The following is a 21,578-nucleotide window of genomic DNA, read 5'->3' on the forward strand; positions in this document are numbered from 1 at the left end:
ACGCTTTTTTTATTGATGAACCAATGGATCAAGGGCACTTGCGTCGTGACTGAACCAACTGACAGGGACCGCATTACCCGCAGACCAGTCATCCTGCATCTCGGCGATGGGGACTTTTGCAGTGAACCCCTTGTACCCGGCGACGTTGAGTCGAACCCGAACGTGATCCCCCAGGTAAATCAGTTCTTCGATTCGACCGCTGAGGCTGTGGGCAGAAGATTTATTCAGTTCAACGCGCTCCGGACGAATCGACAGCGAAGTCGCAGCTCCAGCACGTAGAGCCGTGGTGGAACGGGCGCCAACCTCAGAGCCATCAGCCAACCGTACCCGGCACTCGGGTCCTGAAACGGAAACGACCGTGCCTGGCAGTGCGTTGTTTTCACCGATGAAATGGGCGACGAAAGAGTTGCTGGGATGCTCATAGAGCGCTTTGGGCGTATCGATTTGCTGGATCACGCCATCATTGAACACCGCGATACGGTCAGAGAGCGTCAGCGCCTCGGCCTGGTCATGGGTGACGAAGACAACGGTCAGGCCCAACTGGCGATGCAAGCGACGGATTTCGAGCTGCATCTGTTCACGCAGCTGTTTGTCCAGAGCCCCCAACGGCTCATCCATCAACACCAGGCTGGGTTCGAACACCAGCGCGCGAGCCAGGGCGATCCGTTGCTGTTGTCCGCCGGAAAGCTGCGCCGGGTATCGTTCAGCCAGATGCCCAAGCTGAACCATGTCCAAAGCGCGTTTAACTTTCAGCGCTATATCGGCGTTGCTCATGCGCCTGACCTTCAAAGGAAACGCCAGGTTTCGCGCAACGGTCATGTGTGGGAACAGCGCGTAGTTTTGAAACACCATCCCAATCCCACGCTTATGCGGCGCCACCGTATGCAACGGCTGGCCGTCGAGCAAAATCTCACCCTCCGTCGGCGTTTCAAAGCCTGCCAACATCATCAGGCTGGTGGTTTTCCCTGACCCGGAAGGCCCAAGCAGCGTGAGGAACTCACCACGCTGAATATCCAGGTCGAGTTTCTTAACCACCAACTGTTCGCCGTCATAACTCTTCTGCACGCCTCGGAAGCGCACATAAGGAGAGGCAATATTCATGGCATCACCTGCTTATTGTTGTTCTGAAAAAGGGGCTCGGGGTTGCTCGCATTCATTCTAATCACATCTCGCTTTATGATGCATCATGTTTTATGTTTCATGCATCCAAGCAGGAAACGTGCCTACCAGACGCCCTCCTCGCTGCCGGCCCGGCACAACGGGAAACGGTCAGCACGAGGCGCCCTCATCGAGGCGAAAAAAGGGTAAGCGCACCGAACTAGTGCAATCGAAAGCCAGAGAAGATTGGGTTGACAGCCTATATCTGATTCAACATGATGCATCAAACATCAATAAATCATGCGTAACCGGGGACTCTTCCATGAGCGAGAAAAAGACACTCCTGCTGACAGGTGCCAGCCGAGGCATCGGGCATGCGACGGTGAAGCATTTCAATGCGGCGGGTTGGCGTGTGTTTACCGCTTCCCGGCAAAGCTGGGGGGATGAATGCCCATGGGCGGACGGGCAGGACAATCACATTCATCTTGATTTGGAGAACATTGGCAGCATCGAAGCGAGCATCGAGTTGATCAAGCAAAAGCTGGGTGACGGCAAACTGCATGCGCTGGTCGATAACGCCGGTGTCAGTCCAAAAGGGCCTGAAGGCGGTCGGTTGGGTGTTCTGGAGACCGACTATGCAACCTGGTTGCAGGTCTTCAACGTCAATCTGTTCTCAACCGCCCTGCTCGCCCGCGGGTTGTTCGCTGAATTGAAGGCCGCACAAGGCACCATTATCAATGTGACCTCCATTGCCGGTTCAAGGGTGCATCCCTTTGCCGGTGTCGCCTATGCCACTTCAAAAGCCGCGCTGTCGGCCCTGACTCGCGAAATGGCCTATGACTATGGCCAGCACGGGATCCGGGTCAATGCGATCGCCCCAGGTGAAATCGATACGTCGATTCTCTCCCCAGGCACCCAGGATATCGTCGAGCGCAACATTCCAATGCACAGGCTCGGCAAGCCCGAAGAAGTGGCGTCGCTCATTCATTTCCTTTGCACCAATGGCGCTTCGTATATCAATGGCGCCGAGATTCAAGTCAATGGCGGCCAGCATGTCTGAGCCGTCCCGTCTCTTGCTTCACCCATGCGTTTAACTGGAGTCCTGTATGAACTTGCGTGATAGCCGTCTGTTCCGCCAACAAGCCTATATCGCTGGTGTCTGGAGCGACGCGGACAACGAACAACACATCGTGGTCAATAACCCGGCAACGGGCCAGACCTTGGGCCATGTGCCGAAAATGGGTGCCGCCGAAACTCGCCGCGCCATTGAAGCCGCAGAACAAGCACTGCCCGCCTGGCGAGCCCTGACCGCCAAAGAGCGTTCGATCATATTGCGCCGTTGGTTTGACCTGATCCTGGCGAACCAGGATGACCTCGCCCGCCTGATGACCCTCGAGCAAGGCAAGCCGCTTGCCGAAGCCAAGGGCGAAATTGCCTACGCCGCCTCCTTCATCGAGTGGTTTGCCGAAGAAGGCAAACGCGTTTATGGCGACATCATTCCAGGTCATCAACCTGACAAGCGTCTGCTGGTCATCAAGCAGCCCATCGGCGTGACGGCGGCCATTACCCCCTGGAATTTCCCTTGCGCGATGATTACCCGCAAAGCCGGCCCGGCCCTGGCCGCGGGTTGCACCATGGTGATCAAGCCAGCCAGCCAAACGCCCTTCTCCGCCCTGGCGCTCGCAGAACTGGCCTCCCGCGCCGGCATTCCTGACGGCGTATTGAGCGTCGTGACCGGATCGGCTGCACAGATCGGTGCGGAGCTGACCGGCAATCCGATCATCCGCAAGTTGTCGTTCACGGGCTCAACTGAAATCGGCCGCCAGTTGATGGCTGAATGTGCCCAGGACATCAAAAAAATATCGCTGGAACTTGGCGGCAACTCGCCGTTTATCGTGTTCGAAGATGCCGATCTGGACGCGGCTGTCGCAGGCGCCCTCACCTCCAAGTACCGCAATGCCGGCCAAACCTGCGTCTGTGCCAACCGTTTGTATATCCATGACAGCGTCTACGATGCGTTTGCCGATAAATTGCAAACGGCCGTTGCCAAGCTGCGCCTGGGCAATGGGCTGGATGAGGGCATCACCACGGGTCCCTTGATTGATGAGCACGCGGTGTCGAAAGTCCAGGAACACATCGCCGACGCCATCAGCAAAGGTGCACGGATCATCGCAGGCGGTGAGCCCCATGCCCTTGGAGGTACCTTCTTCGAACCGACTATTCTGGTGGACGTGCCCAAACACGCGCTGGTTGCACGGGAAGAAACCTTTGGCCCACTGGCACCGCTGTTCCGCTTCACCGATGAGGCGGATGTGATCGCCCAGGCCAACGATACCGAGTTCGGCCTTGCCGCTTACTTCTTCGCCCGCGACCTCTCCCGGGTATTCCGTGTGGCCGAGGCGCTCGAGTACGGCATCATCGGAATCAACACCGGGATCATCTCCACCGAAACCGCACCTTTCGGCGGTATGAAAGCCTCCGGTTTGGGTCGTGAAGGTTCCAAATACGGCATCGAGGATTATCTGGAAATCAAATACATGTGCCTGGGTGGCATCTAACGATTCAAAGGAGCCGTGACGGTGAGTGTCGATATCGATTGCGTAGTAGTGGGTGCGGGTGTCGTCGGTCTTGCCGTCGCACGCGAAATGGCCCTGGCAGGTAATGAAGTGCTGGTGATTGAAGCCGGAGAAGCGATTGGTATCGGCACAAGCTCGCGTAACTCAGAGGTGATCCATGCCGGGATTTACTACCCGCCCGGCAGTCTTAAGGCCCAGTTGTGCGTCGAGGGCCGGCATGCACTCTATGCCTACTGCGACAGCCATGGCGTCAGCACCCGTAAAACGGGAAAGCTGATCGTCGCCAAGGATGAAGCGCAAGTTCGCCAGTTGGAAGTCTTGCTTGAACGAGGACTGGAGAACGGCGTGGAGGATCTACGCCTGCTCGATCGCGAGCAGGCCCTCGCGCTGGAGCCGGCGCTTGAATGCATCGCCGCTTTGTATTCGCCCTCGACCGGCATCGTGGATTCACATGCATTGATGTTGGCGCTGCAGGGCGACGCCGAAGCGGCGGGCACCACCATTGCATTCTACTCGCCCCTGATCAGCGCCCAGGTTATCGCCGACGGTTTCCTTCTCAATGTCGGGGGCGCGGCACCGATGACGCTGTCCTGCCGCCTGCTGATCAACGCGGCCGGCCTTAAAGCGCCCGCATTGGCCAGGCGCATGGAAGGCTTGCCGCAACAAACGGTGCCTCAGGACTACCTGTGCAAAGGCAGCTACTTCAGCCTGGCCAAACGCGTGCCCTTCACCCATCTCATCTACCCCGCGCCGGAGGCCGCCGGCCTCGGGGTTCACATGACCGTGGACCTGGGCGGCCAAGCGCGTTTCGGCCCGGACACCGAATGGGTCGAGACCGAGGACTATCAGGTCGATCCGGCGCGGGCCGAGGTCTTCTATTCAGCGATTCGCAGCTATTGGCCTGATTTACCGGACAACAGCTTGCAACCCGGGTACAGCGGGATTCGCCCGAAAATTTCCGCCCCGGGCGAACCTGCCAGCGACTTTCTCATCAGCAGTGAACGGCAGCATCACGTTCCGGGCTTGATCAATCTGTTCGGGATCGAATCGCCTGGGTTGACCTCCTGCCTTGCCATTGCCAAGCGGGTTCGGGCGCTGCTTGAGCGCTAGCGGCACGACACTTTTTACACTCAAACGCATCTGTGGCCGACAACACCTCCCTGTGATTGTTGGCGAAGCCCTGTGCGCCCCTAAATAGCCAACGAGCATGCCGATGAAATTCAGCCATAAAATACTGCTGGCCGCCGCCTTGGTCATTACGCTGGCGTTTGCCTCGTTTGCCCGATACAGCGTGCAACTTCAACAGAACTACATCTTGAGCACGATTCAATCCCGTCTCACCGATACGGGCCAAAGCACCGCCAGTCACGTGCAAAACTGGTTTGACGCACGTGTACTGTTGATCCAGAACTTGGGCCAGAACATCGCCCTTGATCCACGTCCGGAACAGATCAAGGCGTTGATTGGACAAAAAGCGCTGACGAGCGAGTTTCTGCAAAACTTCATTGGCCTGGCCGACGGCAGCGTGGTCATGGACCCGGTGACCGACCTGCCCGCCAATTACGATCCACGCACTCGTCCCTGGTACAAGGATTCCGTCGCAAGTAACACGCTGAACTTGAGTGAGCCTTACGTCAGCCAATCGACCCAGCAGTTAGTGCTTTCGATCAATACACCGTTAACCAGCAACGGCCACCTTATCGGTGTCGCCAGCGGTGATCTCAGTCTTGATGCCTTGGAAAAGATGATTGCAAGCCTGAACCTGAACGGCCTCGGCTATGCCTTCCTGGTGAACGCGGATGGAAAGATCCTGGTGAGCCCGAACCGCGAGCACGTGATGAAAACCCTTGGCGACGTCTATGGACAACAGGTGCCTCAACTCAATAATCCGCTCAATATCAGCGTGGAAAACGGCCACGAGAAAATCATCGGTTTCACGCCCATCCGTGGGCTGGCCGGCGTTCAATGGTATGTCGGGATTTCCATCGATCAAGAGAAAGCCTATGCAGCCCTGAGTGAATTGCGCACGTCCGCCATCATCGCAACGCTTGTCACCATTGCAATCGTCATCGCGTTGCTGGGTGGCCTGATTCACTTCTTGATGAAGCCGCTACGGACAATGGGCCAGGCCATGCAAGCCATCGCCGAAGGTGAAGGCGATCTGACCTTGAGACTGGTCGTTCAGAACCGAGATGAATTCGGCACGGTCGCCCTGGCGTTCAACAAGTTTGTCGAGAGGATTCATCGCTCTATTCTCGAAGTGGCCTCTACCACCGAACACATCAATAAAGTGGTGGAACAGGTTCACAGCAGTTCCACCACATCGATGGCCAGCTGCGACAGGCAAACGATCCGAAGCAACAGCATCGCCACTTCGCTCAACGAATTGGGCGCCAGCGCCCAGGAGATCGCACGGAACGCCTCTGACGCTTCCATGCAAGCTTCAACGGCAAAATCTCAAGCCCAGGAAGGCCAAGTCGTGCTATCCAGGACGCTGGCTGCGATCAATGAACTGTCGAACAAAATTCAAATATCGTCGGGCCGGATCGCAGTGTTGAACGGGAAAACGGTCGACATCGGGCGAATCCTTGAAGTGATCAAAAGTATCTCCCAACAAACCAACCTATTGGCGCTGAATGCGGCGATCGAGGCAGCGCGTGCGGGGGAAGCCGGTCGCGGATTCGCTGTCGTCGCAGACGAAGTCAGGAGCCTGGCCCACAGGACCCAATCCTCGGCGGAGGAAATTCAGCAGATGATCGAAGAACTTCAGTCAGACTCCCAGACCTCGGTGACCACCATGGGCGAAAGCCAGCAGTTCAGCGCGCAAAGCATCTTGATTGCCACCCAGGCAGGCGAGCATTTTGATGCCGTGGCCGTTGGGATCGCCTTGATAGATGCGGTGAATCAATCAGTGGCCGCTGCCACAGAAGAGCAGACTTCAGTGATCGAGTTGCTCAATGTCGACATCGTTGAAATCAACACGTTGAACGAGCAATCAGTCCAGTGTCTGAATGCGACGCTCAACGCTTGTCGGCAATTACAGCAGCAGTTTTCTGGACTGTCCCAGCTCGTTGGTTCTTTCCGCGTCTAGGGTACGAGAATTGACGAAGCCAGTGACTCAACCCTGTAAATGACAGCGCACACACTGCTGCTCATCTCCCAGCAAGGCCTGAGGTTTCTCGCAGCCAACGGTGCATAGACTGCACCGTTCGCGGAAGAAGCAGCCACTCGGTAGTTGGCGGTTCCCTGGTAATTCGGTAGGCGCCGCGACTTGCTCGTCGTGCAGTGGCACGCCCAGTCGTGGTACCGCCTCAAGCAACAAACGGGTATAGGGGTGACGTGGCTGATCGAGCACTTGAGCCGCACTGCCCAGTTCAACGATTTGCCCCAGGTACATCACCGCCACCCGATTAGCCATATGACGCACCACTGATACGTTGTGGGATATCAGGATGTAAGTCAGATTGCGCGCACGTTGCAACTCGGCCAACAGGTTGAGAATCTGCGCCTGGACCGAGATGTCCAGCGCCGAGGTGGGCTCGTCCAAGACAATGATATCCGGGTCTGACGAAAGGGCTCGGGCGATGGCGATACGCTGACGCTGCCCCCCGGAAAACTGGTGCGCGAAGCGGTCCAGGTACTCCGGACGGATGCCGACCTGGGCCGCGACCCTGGCGGCTACCTCACGCATCTGCGCATGGTTGACGTGGCCTCGGGCGTATAACGGCTCGGTGATGATTCTCCAGATAGGCAGGCGCGGATCAAGGGACGACTGTGGGTCCTGGAAAACGATCTGAACGTTGCTACGGCCTTCGCCGCTGCGATTGGCCCAGTTCAGCGCCCCGCTGCTGGGCGGCACCAGGCCCATCAACAGCTGGGCCAAGGTGCTCTTGCCGCAACCTGACTCGCCGACAATACCCAGGGTTTCGCCTGCCCGCACCTGAAGATCAATACCGTTCAGGGCGTGGGCATATCCACGTGGCCGCCCCAACCAGTCATTGCTTACGGGGAAACGAACGTGAACATCGTCAAGTTGAAGAATCGTGGAGGCCATCTGAGTGATGGGTCGAAGCACGGCACTGTTCATCACGAAAGCTCCTTGACCGGTAACCAGCACGCACTTTTACGTTGATCATTACCGTTGATGGTGTTGAGACTCGGGCGCTGGGTACAAACCGGCATGGCGTACGCACACCGCTCCTGAAACGTGCAGCCCACGGGCAGAGAGGCCAGGTTCGGCACTTGACCGGGAATGGTCAGCAGCGGTTGGCCCGGCTCGACCATTTCCGGCAGACCACTGAGCAAACCTTGCGTATAGGGATGTTGCGGATTTCCCATGACATCGGCCGTGCGGCCCTCCTCGACCACTGCCCCTGTGTACATGACGTAGACCCGGTCGCAGAACTGCGAAACCAATGCCATGTCATGAGTGATGAGCAAGATGGCCGTGCCCCGCTGCCTGGCTTTTTCTCGTAACAGCAACAGCACCTGGCGTTGCACGGTCACGTCGAGAGCCGTTGTCGGCTCGTCGGCGATCAGCAATTGGGGTTCGCAGGAGAACGCCAGGGCGATCATCACCCGCTGGCGCATACCGCCAGACAGTTCGAAAGGATAACTCTCCAATACCTGTTCCGGACTGGCGATGTGCATGTCGCGCAACAGTGCGATCGCCTTGAGACGGGCTTGGGCGGCGCTGATCTTCTGGTGATGAATGATCACATCGAGCATTTGCCTGCCGATACGCCGGGTCGGGTTCAAGGCGGTCATCGGCTCCTGGAAAATCATCGCGGCATCGCGCCCACGAATCGTCAGTAACTCTTTTTCAGGCGCTGCCAGCATGTCGCGACCGAGCATGCTCAGGCTGCCGGCGGTGATGCGATAGCTGCGCTCGGGCAACAATCGCATACTGAGCATGGCCGTGACTGATTTGCCGGACCCGGACTCGCCGACGACGCCGACGATTTCGCCGGGATTGACGTGCAGCGACACGCCGTTCAGGGCTTTGACATTGTTTTTGTAAGCCGGGAATTCCAGGCTCAGGTTGTCGATGGACAATACTGGACTCGACACATGCATGGTCATTTCCCCTGTTGCCGTGGGTCGAGCAGATCGCGTACGCCATCGCCCAGCAAGTTGAACCCGGTGGCCGTGATCAGAATCGCCAGGCCTGGAAAGGTCGAGTACCACCAGTTATCGAGGATGTAGTTGCGCCCGGTGGCGACCATCGCGCCCCATTCGGCCGTAGGCTGCTGCGCCCCCAGGCCGATAAAGCCCAAGGCCGAGGCCATGAGGATCGCGCTGCCGATATCCAGGCTCAACTGCACCAGCAATGGCGGCATTGCGTTGCGTGCCACGTGCCAGTGCACCACGTGCCAGCGCCCTGCCCCGAAGGTTTGGGCGGCCTTGACGTAACCCATCTCGCGGATGCTCAAGGCTTGGCCACGGGCTAGTCGGACATAGGAAGGAATTCGTACAAGCGTAATCGCCAGCATCGCGTTGAACAGGCTCGCGCCCAACGCAGCCGCCAAGGCCATGATCAGCACCAGCGATGGCACCGACAGCATGATGTCCATCAGGCGCATGATCAATGCGTCGAAACGACCACCGATGACCCCGGAAAAACATCCCAGCAACCCGCCGATAAAACAGGATGCAAAAGCCACGAACAGACCGACACCCACCGACTGCTGGCTACCGAACAGTACGCGGCTGAACAGGTCGCGCCCGACTTCGTCGGTGCCGAACCAATGGGCGCTGGACGGCGGCGCCAGGCGTTCGGCCAAGTTCAGCGCGTTGGGATCGTGACTGGCGAGCCAAGGGGCGAAGACCATGCACAGCAGGACAATACAGGTGATCGCCAGGCCCGCCATGGTCAACGGACTACGGCGGACGCGGTAGGTCAGATAGGCGAGTTTTTCGTTCCAACGCGGGCGACGCGTGGCCATCAGGGTAGCGGACATTTCAACTTACCTCGCCGATGCGTGGGTCGATCACGCGGTACACAATATCGATGGCCATGTTCAGCAGCACGTAGATGAACGAAACCAGAATGGCGAAGCCCATCACCGCCGGGAAGTCCAGCGACTGGATCGACTTGACGACATAGGCACCCATGCCGGGCCAGGCGAAGACCGTTTCGGTCAACACCGCGCCATACAGCAAATCTCCCAGGGTCAGCCCAAGGACAGTCACCGAAGGGATGAGCGCGTTAGGCAGTGCATGGCGCAGGATCACAGTCCATCGGGACAAGCCGTAGGCGCGGGCGGTGCGAATATAGTCTTCGCCGAGTTGATCAAGCATGGCTGAACGAATCTGCCGTGCGACAACGCCCAAGGTCACGAACCCCAGGGTCGCCGCCGGCAGGATCAGATGCTCCACGGCATCGAGAAACAGCGTGCCCTCACCGGCGAGCAGCGAGTCGAGCAGATAAAAACCGCTGATTGTCGGCGGCGGAGCAAGCCCTTCGGACAGCCGCCCGCCTCCGGGCAACCAACCCAGATGCCCGTAGAACAGAACGATTGCCCCCAGGCCGAGCCAAAAGGCTGGCGTTGAAATACCGGTGACCGCCAGGGTCCGGGCGATCTGGTCAATCGCCCGATTGTGGTAAACCGCTGATAGCACGCCAAGCGGCACGCCGGCCAGGATCGCCAGCACCAGCGCTACCAGCGCCAGCTCCAGTGTCGCCGGGAAGAACGTCTGCAAGTCTTCCAGAACGGGACGGCTGGTGCGTATCGAGGTTCCCAGGTCTCCTTGCACCAGGTCCATCAGGTAACGACCGTATTGTTGATACAACGGCAGATCCAATCCCAGTTGATGACGTATGCCGGCCACTAATGCATCGCTGGCACGGTCGCCGGCGATCAATCGAGCAGGATCACCCGGGATCAGGTGCGAAATTGCAAAGGTAATCAGCGAAACGCCGAACACGACCAGCAACAGGCCGAGCAGGCGCTTGCGCAACAAAGTCAGGAAGGCCATTTTGGCACCTCAGTAACACCCGAGACGAAAATCAGAAGCCGCGCCAGCCACGAATGACCAGCGCGAAGGAGCCGGTTTACTTGCTCATGCTGCCCAAGTTGAACACCTGCTCGAGCATGGGGTTGAACACGTAACCCTTGACCGAATCACGCATCGGCAAGGTATAGCTCTTCTGATAGAGGTAGGCGTAGACGCTGTCCTTGAGCACCATTTTCTGCGCGGTCTGGTACAGTTCGACGCGCTTCGCGGTGTCGCTGTTAGCGGCCGCTTCTCGGATCAGTTTGTCGACTTGCGGGTTGCTATAGAACGAGCGGTTGCCTTGCAGACCCTGCATCTTGGAGTCGAACCAGAAGTTCATGAACATGTACGGGTCGGCAAAGTCCGGGCTCCAGGCACCGACCGCGATGTCGTAGTCCGCTTGGCCAACGCGCTCACGCAGCGTGGCATTGGCGAGTTTTTCCAGTTTGAGGTTAATGCCCAGAGGCGCCAACGCAGCTTGCAGGGTCAGGCCGATCGGTTCCCAGTTAGGATCCTTGTCTGAATACATGTAGCTGAGATTGGTGATTTTCTGCGGTGTTTTGGCGAGGCTGTCCTTGGCCGCTGCCATGTCCTGCTTCATCGACGGCAACGAGCTGTCATACGCCCACATGCCGTCCGGGATCGGTCCGTTCAGGAGCTTGGCCTTGTCCCTGAGAATGCCTTTGACAATGCCGTTGTAGTCCACCGCTTCGGTGATCGCACGACGCGCATCGACGCTGGCCAGGGGCCCCTTTTTGTTGTTCAGGTAGAGATAGGTGACCCGTAGCGACGGGAACTCCTTCACCACCACGCCGGGCTTGCTGGCAAGCACGCCGAGCTGGTCTTCGGGCATGTCTTCGATGATGTCCAGGTCACCCCGCTCCAATTGCAAGCGACGCACGGAGGGCTCACCGATGATCTTGATGACCACGGTTTTCAGCGCAGGTTTGGGACCGGCGAAATAGGTGTTCGGCTCCATGGTCAGCGACTGGCCTTTTTGCCAGTTGCTCAAGCGGAAGGGACCGGAGCCTGCGGTATGGCTCGACAGCCAGGCATTGACGTCCGCGCTTTTATTGACCACAGCGGGGTTGATGATCGAAGCGCCATTGTGGGCCAGGGTAAACAGGAACGGCGAGAAAGGCGTCTTCAGGGTGAACCGGATAGTCAGCGGGTCGACAACCGCGACCACCATGTCCTCCGGAAATGCTCCGGAAGGTCCCTGCTTGAGAGTCATCAAGCGATCAAAGGAAAACTTCACCGCGGCGGCATCTACAGGGGCGCCGTCGTCAAATTTGTTGCCTGGTTTGATTTTGAATTCCCAGACCAGATTGTCCGGAGAAACGGTCCAGCTCTCGGCCAGGTCGCCTTGGACTTCGGTGCTGCTTTTGTCGCCTTCGACCTTGTAGCCGACCAGGCGCTGGTACGACGGGTAGGTAATGGTCCAATCGTTGTTATCGAAGGTCACGGCCGGGTCGAGGGTCTGGGGATCAGCGGGCTTGCCGATGACCAGGGTGTCTTGTGGTACAGCCGCTGTCGCGGCCTGCCAGGTACCAAGGCTCAATGCACTGCACAAAATGCTCAGCAATAGCTTGCCGGCGCCGGGAAAGGGTTTGCTGGTCACGGTGTTCATTGGGTTCATGCCGGTTTCCTTGATCATTCGATAGAGGGAAGTACGTCAGGTTTTTTATAAAAGCTATAACCGGGCAGTTGCAGGTAAAACGTAAGTCACGCTGTCTTGTTATTGTTATCAGCCGCACTGAACGTGGGCTGCGCGGTGCTATCTGTTGGTCAATCCGTGGTTTAAACGTCCTCCAGCAAGGGGTAATCGTCGGCATTCGGAAGTTCGTAATGCCACCACTCGGTGGCAATCGCCTGGAAGCCGGCGGCGAGCATGATTCCCACCAACAGCAGTCGATTGCGTTGCACGTCTACTGGCAAGTCGGGATAGAACTGGTGGGACTTCTCTTCCATTGCGTCGAATTCAGTCCCCATATTCAGCGGCTCGCCATCAGCACCGACCAGGGTCAGGTCCACTGCCACGCCACGGCTGTGGTGGGAGCCCAAATGCGGGTCACGCACATAGTCGTTGTTGGGCAGCGCGTCCCACAGCAGGTACTGGGCATAAGGCGGCCGATAAGCGTCATAGATGCGAAGGGTAAACCCGGCCTGACGCGCGAGCTGACTGGCCTTGTACAGACAGCCGGCAGCCTGGTGATGTAACAGGCAACGCGCATCTGGATAAATCACTCTTCCTGCCAGGTTGTCTGCACCGGCGTAGATCAAATCGATTTGCACCTGGTAGCGCTGGGCATCGATCTCTACAAGGGGGCTGTTGTTCACGCCAATACTCCAGTTGGGATTCGGTGGGACAATGAGGATCAGCCTTCGAACTGACCGAAAGCTTTTTGCAATTGACGGTTCTTGGCCAGGCGCTCATCGAGCCGATCCCCGTATTTCTCGGCGACGGCTGACACGATGAGGTTTAACAGGCAGGCCAATGGCGCTGGAGAATCCCAGAACTGCCCGACATCGGTTTTCAGTTGCAAGAGGTCGAGTGGGTAGTCTCGGGCCCAGGGGCACTGCAGGTCGGTGATCAGCGCCAATGGGAGTTTGTCGTCTTTGGCCGCGTCGCAGAAGGTCTGAGTCACGCTGGAATAGGCACGGAAATCCGCAATGATGGCGTAGGGATTGGCGAAGCCGGAATTCAGGGTTTCTGCATAGATGCCGGATAGACCATCGACGTAGTAGACCTTGGGGCGGATGTACTCAAGGTGGCTATGGAACGCGGTGAGAATTCCTCGCGTGGACTGAATGCCGAGAATGAACACTGCGTCGGCTTCGTAGATACGTTGCACGATATCGGCGAAGGCGTCGCTGCGCGCCAAACCGTAGACATACCGAATGGCCTCGAGCTCGCGGCTCAGGGAACGATCAAGAGCATCTTGCTGATTGTTTTCGGCACGAAAGGCGCCGATGCGATCAGTGATAAGCCACGACGCCGGTGTTTCAACGCGCAGGCTTTGTTTGACTTCATCAATGTTCTGGTAGCCAAGGGATCGAAAAAAGCGCCCGACGGAAATCCCAGTGGTGGAGGTCTGCTGCGCGATGCTATCAGCCGACTCGAACGGAAGCTGTTCAGGGTTACCCAACAGATAGCTGGCGATCCGCTTGCCCGTCGGGGTCAAGTTGGAGAACTCTCGCTCCAGCAGCTGCAGGAAGCTGTTCTTTTCCATGGACTTGCAGAACTCCCAAGCGCGAAATGTTACTTTTCTGTCATTATTTTAAACCGTGTTATGAGATTAACATTCGATTTCGAAGCAATACAATGACTATTTTTTTAACCAGACTTACTCCACTCCTCCACCATCGCCTCATAAACCTCTTGGCAAGCGAACTCCGCCGAGACCTTCGCGTCGGCAAAAACCTGATCGCCTGCTGGCGTGAGGCAGGCGTAACCTACCCGCGCATCCCGTGGGTCACTTTGGCGAGACACCAATCCTATTTTTTCAAGCGGCAGCAGGGATTTGGTGACCGCCGATGCTGTCAGCCCCATGCTGTCAGCCAGGTCCGCTCGCCGCAGCCGAGCATTGTGCGCATGTTTCAAGTGGTACAGGATCATGAAGTCACCGAAGCTCAGGCCATGGACGGCAGAGAGCTTGGCATCAACCCGCCGCGCTGCGGAGGTGTATGCCCGGGAGAAGCGAATACAGCGGTCAAGCGTCGAGCCGTTCGCAACAGGTGCAGTAGATTCGTTGTCAGACATTGCAACATTGCTCCAATTCTTGTGGAGAAGGATGTTCAAATCGGGACTCCATAAAATCAAACATGGGCCCCGTTACCTCAAAAGCGTAGGTCTCGCCTTTATCGATATTGCTTCGCATGACCCGCTCACGCCGCAGTTGGGCTCCGCGTCGACTTAGCTGCCTGGAGAACGTCGATTTCCCTGCCCCCAAAGGGCCTAAAACCATATGGACTAATTGCATGCTACCTACTTTCTAGATACTTGAATGCTACAGTATCAAGAAATAGAGCTGACATAACCCGCATCGGATGAACGGCGAAGCCGTCCGAACCACGAAATGGGGCCAGCCAATTGCCCTTCACCTAACCGGCGATCTTTTTTCGAACCATCTTCATCAGGTTCTCACCGACGCCCTCGATGCTTTTGTTCTGCGAAACGACCTGAGCCCCCTCCATCAGGTAAATGAGTTCCATCGCCGCTTCGTTCGGCTCGGGCAAATCAGCCTTGACACAGAGATCCACCAGCCGGAGGAACTGACGTTTCTTATGTTCTTCGATGAGGCGGCGGGCAGGACTTTCTGGCTCAGGTATTTCCGCCAGTGAATTGGTAAACGGACAGCCCCTATAAGACGCCACCGAAAGATCGTGCGCGATGAACGTGGCAAACCCGAGAATCTGCGCCTTGGGATCGCCGACGTACTGTGTCGAAAGCGCTTCAAAAACCTCGGAATATTTATCGACGAGCAGCCGCAGCCACTCAAGCACCAGAGCGTCTTTCGAATCGAAATGCCGGTAGACGGTCATCTTGGTTGACTTGGCCTTTGCCGCGATGGCGTCCACCGTCACTCGACTGATGCCTTCATTGAAAAATAGCTCTTCGGCTGCATCGAGAATCCTTTCTCGGGGGGCTAACTGTGGAATTCGTTCGGGCCGCATGGTGCTCTCCGCTTGACATCGATACTAAACGGTATCTTACTATACCAATAGGTATCGTACGATACCGACAAGTAATCATACCGCTTTGCCAGGTAAATGGCTCGGAGAACGCGATGAGAACCGCTGAATACGCCGAATACGATGCACTGGGTCTCGCTGAGCTGATCGCCAGCGGTCAAGTCACCCAAGCCGAAGTCAATTCTGCGGCACTGTCCGCTATTGAGCAGCTCAATCCAAAGATCAATGCGGTGGTTGAGGTTTGGGAGAATGAACCTCAGGCAGCTACCGGGCCGTTCATGGGCGTACCCTTTCTGGTCAAGGACTTGGGTCTTACCGCCAAAGGGCACTTGAATGAACTGGGCAGTCGCTTGGCTGCCGGGTGCATCGCCGAGGAGGACTCGAACCTGATGACCCGCTTGCGGCAGGCAGGTTTGGTTACCATTGGCAGAACCACCACGCCCGAGTTGGCTGCCAGTACAACCACTGAGTCGGTATTTTCGGGGCCGACACGCAACCCATGGGATCTAAGCCGCAGCGCTGGCGGATCAAGTGGTGGCTCGGCCGCTGCGGTGGCCGCTGGCCTGGTACCTGCGGCGCATGCCACCGATGGCGGTGGTTCTATCCGCGTCCCTTCGGCCTCTACCGGATTATTTGGGCTTAAGTCCAGTCGGGGCAGAGTTTCAATGGGACCGGCGGTGGACGAGGTTTGGGCTGGGCTTGCAGTGCATGGTGTGATCAGTCGAACCGTGCGCGACAGTGCCGCTTTGCTGGATGCAATCGAGGGGGTAGCCGTCGGTGATCCTTTTGAGATTGCCAAGCCACAGCGTTCCTATTTAGCGGAAACGACTCGCGAGCCCGGATCACTACGGATTGGCCTTCTCCTGCATCCATTGAACGCCACTCGCTCCGTCGAACCGGTCGCAGAAGCGACCCGCGATGTTGCTCTCCAGCTCCAAGGCCTGGGTCATTGTGTGGAAGAAGTCTGTTTGGACATTGGTCTGAGTTGGGACAACTTTGTCGAAATGAATGCGCGGTTCTGGTCAGCCAATACCGCTGCCTGGCTCAACGCCATCGCGGCAGGAACTGGCCGCCCCATTGCCGCCAGCACTCTTGAGCCCGCCACTCTTTCGCTGCATCAGATGGGCAGTCAACTTACTGCCATTGATTTGCTTGAGGCCATGCATTTCAGAAATCTCGTGACCCGCAGCATGGGGCACTTCTTCTGCAAGTATGACGTCCTGTTGAGTCCGACGTTGCCAGCGCTGCCCCCTGCAATAGGCACCTATAACGAGGGTCAGCAGCACCTGGATGGCAGGGGCTGGATGGATCGCGTATTCACCCACTCCCCCTTCACCGCGTTAGCGAATGTGACTGGATCTCCGTCCATGTCCATGCCATTGGCGTTTGATCCAGAAAGTGGTCTGCCTATAGGCATGCAGTTCTCAGGGGGCTTTGGTCGAGAGGACGTGCTGTTGCGTCTGGCAGGTCAGCTAGAGCGTGCTTTGCCTTGGACAGCACGCAAACCTGAGGTTTGGGCCGGAAAGCTGTAGCCCGGTGGGTACCTCCCCGCAGTCGGATGCAGTTAAACTGCGCGCCCTCTAATGTCACCTCCAGGAAGGATTCGATGACGTTTCGCCTATTGGGAACTGCTGCGGCCCTACTGCTGCTCTCCGCTTGCTCTAACTATCAGTACAGATCTTTTGCCGGCAATTTAGAGGATCCGACCCTTCGGGTCCTGGACTTGTCCGATGGAGTGGCCGATGCCCCGGTTATCTACTTCGAGACGATGCAGTATCGGGACCTCGGTGTGCCGTTCCATCGCCTGCTCCTGGCAACCCGGGTTGATGGCCAGTCCTTACCTTATGCCGGTAAGCATTCAATCCTGGAGTACTTCGGTTACCAAGCCATTCGGCTGACGCCAGGCACGCACTCTTTGGAATGGTGTTGGGTCTCGATGAATAAACTGGGTACCGGCGGAGGCAAATGCGGCTTCAGTGCCCCGGACATCCGTTTGGAAGCTGGCAAGCGCTACCTGGCCACGTGGTCAGCGTCGACATCGATGATCGGTGTCTCTGGGAGCGAGCAAATGCAGATTAAGGTGAACTCCTACGTGCTTGACAGAGATACCAAGAAGCAGGTCTACCCCTGATAGCAGAATCTTGGCCAGCCCGGTTGGTCGCCGTATGGATTCACAGCCTGCGGCTACGCCAAGCGAAGGCACACCGGGCATAGCCATTGAGTCAAGACCGTCAGGCCGTCACCTCAGGCGGCCTGACTTTCGAGACCCGTGTCTTTTTGAGAAGCCACCGAGGAAACGGTCAGCACACGGGATTGCCTGGTTGATTACGCCTGCAGCCTGCGTAACTCACCGCCCTCCTCCTGCAGACGCTCCAGATACGCGGCGGCGTCCAACAGTTGATAAGGGAAATAAAGCCCTGGCGGAGTCGGTGGCTGGCCGTCCAAGCCGAGCAGCCGTTCCAGAGTCATTGCGACGCTGAGGCCGGTCAAAGGTGCAGCGCCTGCCGGGTGGATGACCGCATGACGTGTATGCAGCGGCTCGCCCTTGAGGCCCTCGCCAACGAGTTCGATGATGATCTCGGTAGACATCGGCCTGCCTTGGCGTCGGCTTGAGCTCACCGCGGTGGCCAGGTTGAACTGGACATTCGGCGCGCCCGTCGCCGTCGCCAGGCCGACGACATCAATGGACGAGAAGCCGGAAGCCTCGATTTCCGTACCATCCACCGCATGGAAGCTTGCCTTGGACGCCTCCCCTTCGCGCCAGACGAAGACACCGTCGCGCCGTGTCAGCGCGGCAGGCAGCATTTTGTTCAGGTGTTCAAAATCGCTGGCGACGGTCGGGCCGCCCGTGTCCTGCTCATCGACCAGTGCGTTGATACGGATGTCGTGAACCCGGCCGAATGCCTGGGCAATGCTCAGCGTCGACACTGTCGTCGCGCCTACCAGCCATTCGTAACCGAGGACAATGGGCGAGGCGTCAGGCCTGTGCATGTACGTCGCAATTTCCGGCGCGATCTCGAAAACGCCGGAGGAAATGCTGAGGTGCGGCACGCCGCGCTTTTGCGCAAAACGCAATCCGGCAAGGGCGTGGTCCATATAAAAGACCACGACGCCGCTGACCGGGCGATCGCCGAGGCCCAGGTCATCTGCGGCGGAGTCAATCAACACGCCCCGCGCCCCGCCCATGTGCTCGGCGGCGCGCTGAGCCTTGGCAAGGTCGCGACCACCGATCAACAGCGGTACGTCGGGATGAGCGGCGCGCAGCGCCCGGGCGGTGTGATGGCCAATGGCGCCAGAACCACCCATTAGCAAGATAGGATCAAGTGACATGGTGTGTTCTCCTTGTCTCTGGTTTAAACCTACTTTCAGTAGGTAAGCTAACACACCATCACATACTTGAACCTACCATTGGTAGGTTTTTATCGGCCAGGAACGAAAACGTGCAGAAAAACACTGAGCACAGCCCCATCAGTTCCCCTCCCCGCCGGCTTGCCAAAGCCGAACGGCGGCGACAGTTGCTGGATACCGCGTTATTGATCGTGCGCGAGGAAGACGCGGATCGCTTGACCTTGGGGCATCTGGCCGTTCGCGCCGGCGTGTCCAAACCGGTGGTCTACGATCATTTCGGTACCCGTTCGGGTCTGTTGATCGAGCTCTACAAGTGGATCGATACCGAGCGGGTCAGCGCTTTCCGTGACGCCATGTCCAAGACTGCCCGGAGCCTGGAAGAGACGGCCCTGGTCCTTGCCAGCGCCTACATTCATTGCGCTGCCGATAACACCGATGAATTCCATGCCGTGGGCGCAGCCCTGGCAGGCAGCGAAGAGAAGGCGGCGGTGTTCCAGGAGCTCTTGGATAACTGTGTGCAGATGTTCATGTCTGTGCTCGAACCTCACACGACGTGGCCAGCGGACGAACTTGAGCGATGCTGCATTGGCCTGGTTGGCGCGGGAGAAGCCCTGTCCGGCGCGTTGGTACGGGGGCGCCATGGCGAGGACGAGGTCATTGAAACATTCGCTTCACTGATTCGCAGCGTCGTAAGGCCGGCTGCGGCGCAGCGTTAGGCACTGGGCATGCTGGTGTTTTCGCCAGGCTCGGTGGATTCATCGCGAGAGACGACTGTTGCTATCAGATAGGCCCGGACTGTAACTGACGCCCTCCTCGCCCTTCGCTTACTGTCGTGGCTCATCCCACGGAGTGATCCCCATGCCGGATACCGCCAATCTCTACCTGTTCGTGGTTGCTGTCGTGCTTCTGCTGATCGTTCCGGGGCCCAACATGGCCTTCGTCACCAGCCACGCGTTGGCCCACGGCTGGCGTGCCGGTGTCGCGGCCGCCCTCGGCATTTCCTTTTCGGACGTGCTGATGACGTTGATGGTCAGTGCTGGCATTGGCGCGCTGGTGATGAGCTGGGCGCCAGCGTTCGACGTGCTGCGCCTGGCCGGGGCCGGGTATCTGCTGTGGCTGGCCTGGCAAGCACTGAGAACGCCGGCCGCGACGCAGGATAGCCAGCTCCAGGCGGCTTCGCTGTGGAAAATCTTCTGCCGAGGCGCCCTCAACAGCCTCTTGAATCCTAAGGCGCTGCTGTTCTTCATGGTGTTCCTGCCGCAGTTCGTCAACGTCAAGGCCGGCGGCGTGAGCCTGCAGTTGATCTTCCTCGGAGCGTTGCTGGCACTGATTGCCCTCGTCTTCCATACCCTGCTGGGTGTTTGCGCCGCGCAGCTCAGGGCGAAACTGGCAAGCGGCGGGATTTCAAGGCGCCTGGGCACATATGGTTTTGCCGGGGTCATGGCAGCGCTGGCGGCACGCCTGTTGTTTCTTGATCGGCCGCTGTGACCTGGGCCAACGATTGTCCTATGCTGACCCCATTCACTGCGGAGCTGGATCCATGTCGACCTCCGAAACCACTCTCCTCCAAAGCTGGCACCACAACGCCCAAGCCTGGATCGAAGCCATCCGCACCGGTGCCATTGAAAGTCGTCAAACGGTCACCGACCAGGCCATGCTGCTCGCGGTACTGAGCCGTCAGCCCGAGCGCGCGCTGGATCTGGGCTGCGGCGAAGGTTGGTTGTTGCGAGCGCTGGCTGAACGGGGCATCGAAGCAGTGGGTGTGGATGGCGACGCGACGCTGGTCGATGCGGCTCGGACGTCAGGTTCCTCGCCGGTGCATCTGGCCAGCTATGAAGCGCTGGTGGAGGCTAAGGTGGACGTCGGCAGCGGCTATGACCTGATCTGCGCCAACTTCGCCCTGTTGCATCAGGACATCATCCCGTTGTTCACCGCGATGAACGCCCTGCTCCGCCCGGGCGGCGCGTTAGTGATCCAGACGCTGCATCCCTGGACGGTGGCGGCGGGTAACTATCAGGACGGCTGGCGCGAAGAAACCTTCGATGGGTTCAAGGGCCAATGGCAACCCATGCCGTGGTACTTGCGCACCTTGTCCAGTTGGCTCAATGCCCTGGACATGGCGGGGTTTCGACTGGTGGGCCTGCAGGAACCGCAGCACCCACAAAGTCCGGTGCCGCAGTCATTGCTTTTGGTGGCCGAGCAATCCCCGTCATGGCGTTAACGACTCGACGGTAAAACACCCCGACCGATATATCCTGCGCGCCTGCATGCCGCGCTTTTGCAGGGTTTTCCTGACGGTTCTGAGGAACATGCCGTGGGAGACAATGATTGTGATCTTCCCTGGCTCATCGCAGCTGTTGTAAAGCTCATCGGCCACACCAAGCGCCCGTTGGTGTTCGGCTTTTCGGGTCGCGGCCCCCAGTGAAATCCCCAGCAACCACAGAATCCTGTGCAACGCGAACCAATGCCTCAAGCCCATCCTCAGGACGGGAATACTGCTTAAGCGCAGGTCATACTCGCGTAATCGAGCATCCTGTCGGATACGCGCCACGTCGAACAACCTACATGCCGTCGCGTAGGCTCTATTGACGGGCGAGGACAGGATGTTGGCTTCGCTCGCCAGGAGCACTTGAGACACGTCCGGCTGGCTCAGGAATGCTGCAATTTCAGCCTCATCAATAGAGGAGGTCTGGTTGTATTCATCCAGCAGAAGCTTGGCCGAACGGGCATTGCAGGGCTGGTAGTCGATCAGCGGGGTGGCATGGCGTATCAGGTAAATCACAGCAACAGCTCCTTGTTTTCCCGGTAAATCCCTTTAGACGCGCACCTGTATACAGGCAACGACGCCATTCATCGAGTGCCATG

Annotated in this window: 21 protein-coding genes and 1 pseudogene; 10 read left to right on the forward strand and 12 right to left on the reverse strand. The window is 58.1% G+C overall.

All coding sequences use genetic code 11. The features are described from left to right. Positions 1-9: 9 nt before the first annotated feature. Complete coding sequence (locus AB4N80_RS19875) at positions 10-1,101, reverse strand: ABC transporter ATP-binding protein (RefSeq protein WP_122568623.1); 1,092 nt, start codon at positions 1,099-1,101, stop codon at positions 10-12. A gap of 319 nt (positions 1,102-1,420) precedes the next feature. Here AB4N80_RS19875 and AB4N80_RS19880 point away from each other — a divergent pair, with 319 nt between their 5' ends. From AB4N80_RS19880 to AB4N80_RS19900, 5 genes and pseudogenes are all read left to right on the forward strand, one after another. After that, positions 1,421-2,158: an SDR family NAD(P)-dependent oxidoreductase gene (locus AB4N80_RS19880; RefSeq protein ID WP_122568622.1), complete on the forward strand. Its 738-nt coding sequence runs from the start codon at positions 1,421-1,423 to the stop codon at positions 2,156-2,158. A gap of 46 nt (positions 2,159-2,204) precedes the next feature. Next, a complete protein-coding gene (gabD, locus tag AB4N80_RS19885) occupies positions 2,205-3,656 on the forward strand; it encodes an NADP-dependent succinate-semialdehyde dehydrogenase (RefSeq protein ID WP_122568621.1) in 1,452 nt (483 codons plus the stop codon). A 21-nt stretch (positions 3,657-3,677) separates the two neighbouring features. After that, complete coding sequence (locus AB4N80_RS19890) at positions 3,678-4,784, forward strand: NAD(P)/FAD-dependent oxidoreductase (protein ID WP_122568620.1); 1,107 nt, start codon at positions 3,678-3,680, stop codon at positions 4,782-4,784. A gap of 103 nt (positions 4,785-4,887) precedes the next feature. Beyond that, positions 4,888-5,859, forward strand: a pseudogene (locus AB4N80_RS19895) (cache domain-containing protein); the annotation flags it as partial. Between the two features lie 141 nt (positions 5,860-6,000). Further along, the gene (locus tag AB4N80_RS19900; protein ID WP_436278772.1) at positions 6,001-6,765 is read left to right on the forward strand and encodes a methyl-accepting chemotaxis protein; all 765 of its coding nucleotides are present in this window, start codon (positions 6,001-6,003) and stop codon (positions 6,763-6,765) included. A gap of 27 nt (positions 6,766-6,792) precedes the next feature. Here AB4N80_RS19900 and AB4N80_RS19905 read toward each other — a convergent pair whose 3' ends face one another. The 9 genes from AB4N80_RS19905 to AB4N80_RS19945 all read right to left on the reverse strand — a co-directional run bounded on the left by AB4N80_RS19905 (position 6,793) and on the right by AB4N80_RS19945 (position 15,347). After that, the gene (locus AB4N80_RS19905) at positions 6,793-7,761 is read right to left on the reverse strand and encodes an ABC transporter ATP-binding protein (protein WP_460078427.1); all 969 of its coding nucleotides are present in this window, start codon (positions 7,759-7,761) and stop codon (positions 6,793-6,795) included. Then, positions 7,761-8,750 (reverse strand): ABC transporter ATP-binding protein, encoded by a 990-nt coding sequence (locus AB4N80_RS19910; protein WP_122568617.1) that lies wholly within the window; start codon positions 8,748-8,750, stop codon positions 7,761-7,763. The genes AB4N80_RS19905 and AB4N80_RS19910 overlap by 1 nt, the downstream gene beginning before the upstream one ends. A gap of 2 nt (positions 8,751-8,752) precedes the next feature. Beyond that, entirely contained in the window at positions 8,753-9,634 is an 882-nt protein-coding gene (ddpC, locus tag AB4N80_RS19915; RefSeq protein ID WP_122568616.1) for a D,D-dipeptide ABC transporter permease, read from the reverse strand. Position 9,635: 1 nt separating this feature from the next. Continuing rightward, on the reverse strand, positions 9,636-10,652 hold the full coding sequence (locus AB4N80_RS19920) for an ABC transporter permease (RefSeq protein WP_122568615.1): 1,017 nt from the start codon (positions 10,650-10,652) through the stop codon (positions 9,636-9,638). Between the two features lie 76 nt (positions 10,653-10,728). Continuing rightward, positions 10,729-12,309 carry an ABC transporter substrate-binding protein gene (locus AB4N80_RS19925; protein ID WP_460090409.1) on the reverse strand — a complete coding sequence of 527 codons (1,581 nt, stop codon included), beginning with the start codon at positions 12,307-12,309 and terminating at the stop codon, positions 10,729-10,731. Between the two features lie 161 nt (positions 12,310-12,470). Continuing rightward, positions 12,471-13,010 carry a D-alanyl-D-alanine dipeptidase gene (gene ddpX / locus AB4N80_RS19930; protein WP_122568613.1) on the reverse strand — a complete coding sequence of 180 codons (540 nt, stop codon included), beginning with the start codon at positions 13,008-13,010 and terminating at the stop codon, positions 12,471-12,473. Between the two features lie 38 nt (positions 13,011-13,048). After that, entirely contained in the window at positions 13,049-13,903 is an 855-nt protein-coding gene (locus AB4N80_RS19935) for a MurR/RpiR family transcriptional regulator (RefSeq protein ID WP_122568612.1), read from the reverse strand. 104 nt (positions 13,904-14,007) lie between these two features. Then, positions 14,008-14,472 (reverse strand): MarR family winged helix-turn-helix transcriptional regulator, encoded by a 465-nt coding sequence (locus AB4N80_RS19940; protein WP_354338663.1) that lies wholly within the window; start codon positions 14,470-14,472, stop codon positions 14,008-14,010. A 302-nt stretch (positions 14,473-14,774) separates the two neighbouring features. Next, on the reverse strand, positions 14,775-15,347 hold the full coding sequence (locus AB4N80_RS19945) for a TetR/AcrR family transcriptional regulator (protein ID WP_122568609.1): 573 nt from the start codon (positions 15,345-15,347) through the stop codon (positions 14,775-14,777). A 113-nt stretch (positions 15,348-15,460) separates the two neighbouring features. Here AB4N80_RS19945 and AB4N80_RS19950 point away from each other — a divergent pair, with 113 nt between their 5' ends. Continuing rightward, on the forward strand, positions 15,461-16,897 hold the full coding sequence (locus AB4N80_RS19950; protein WP_305471076.1) for an amidase: 1,437 nt from the start codon (positions 15,461-15,463) through the stop codon (positions 16,895-16,897). 74 nt (positions 16,898-16,971) lie between these two features. Beyond that, entirely contained in the window at positions 16,972-17,496 is a 525-nt protein-coding gene (locus AB4N80_RS19955; protein ID WP_122568607.1) for a hypothetical protein, read from the forward strand. A 194-nt stretch (positions 17,497-17,690) separates the two neighbouring features. Here AB4N80_RS19955 and AB4N80_RS19960 read toward each other — a convergent pair whose 3' ends face one another. After that, complete coding sequence (locus tag AB4N80_RS19960; protein WP_122568606.1) at positions 17,691-18,695, reverse strand: NAD(P)-dependent oxidoreductase; 1,005 nt, start codon at positions 18,693-18,695, stop codon at positions 17,691-17,693. Between the two features lie 110 nt (positions 18,696-18,805). Between AB4N80_RS19960 and AB4N80_RS19965 the strand changes: the two genes are divergently transcribed. The 3 genes from AB4N80_RS19965 to AB4N80_RS19975 all read left to right on the forward strand — a co-directional run bounded on the left by AB4N80_RS19965 (position 18,806) and on the right by AB4N80_RS19975 (position 20,934). Beyond that, on the forward strand, positions 18,806-19,429 hold the full coding sequence (locus AB4N80_RS19965; protein WP_305471074.1) for a TetR/AcrR family transcriptional regulator: 624 nt from the start codon (positions 18,806-18,808) through the stop codon (positions 19,427-19,429). A gap of 142 nt (positions 19,430-19,571) precedes the next feature. After that, entirely contained in the window at positions 19,572-20,201 is a 630-nt protein-coding gene (locus AB4N80_RS19970; protein ID WP_122568605.1) for a LysE family translocator, read from the forward strand. A 52-nt stretch (positions 20,202-20,253) separates the two neighbouring features. After that, complete coding sequence (locus AB4N80_RS19975) at positions 20,254-20,934, forward strand: class I SAM-dependent methyltransferase (RefSeq protein ID WP_122568604.1); 681 nt, start codon at positions 20,254-20,256, stop codon at positions 20,932-20,934. Here AB4N80_RS19975 and AB4N80_RS19980 read toward each other — a convergent pair. Continuing rightward, entirely contained in the window at positions 20,923-21,495 is a 573-nt protein-coding gene (locus AB4N80_RS19980) for a histidine phosphatase family protein (protein ID WP_122568603.1), read from the reverse strand. The genes AB4N80_RS19975 and AB4N80_RS19980 overlap by 12 nt on opposite strands. Between the last annotated feature and the right edge of the window lie 83 nt (positions 21,496-21,578).

The organism is Pseudomonas sp. H3_A02 (genome assembly GCF_054671965.1).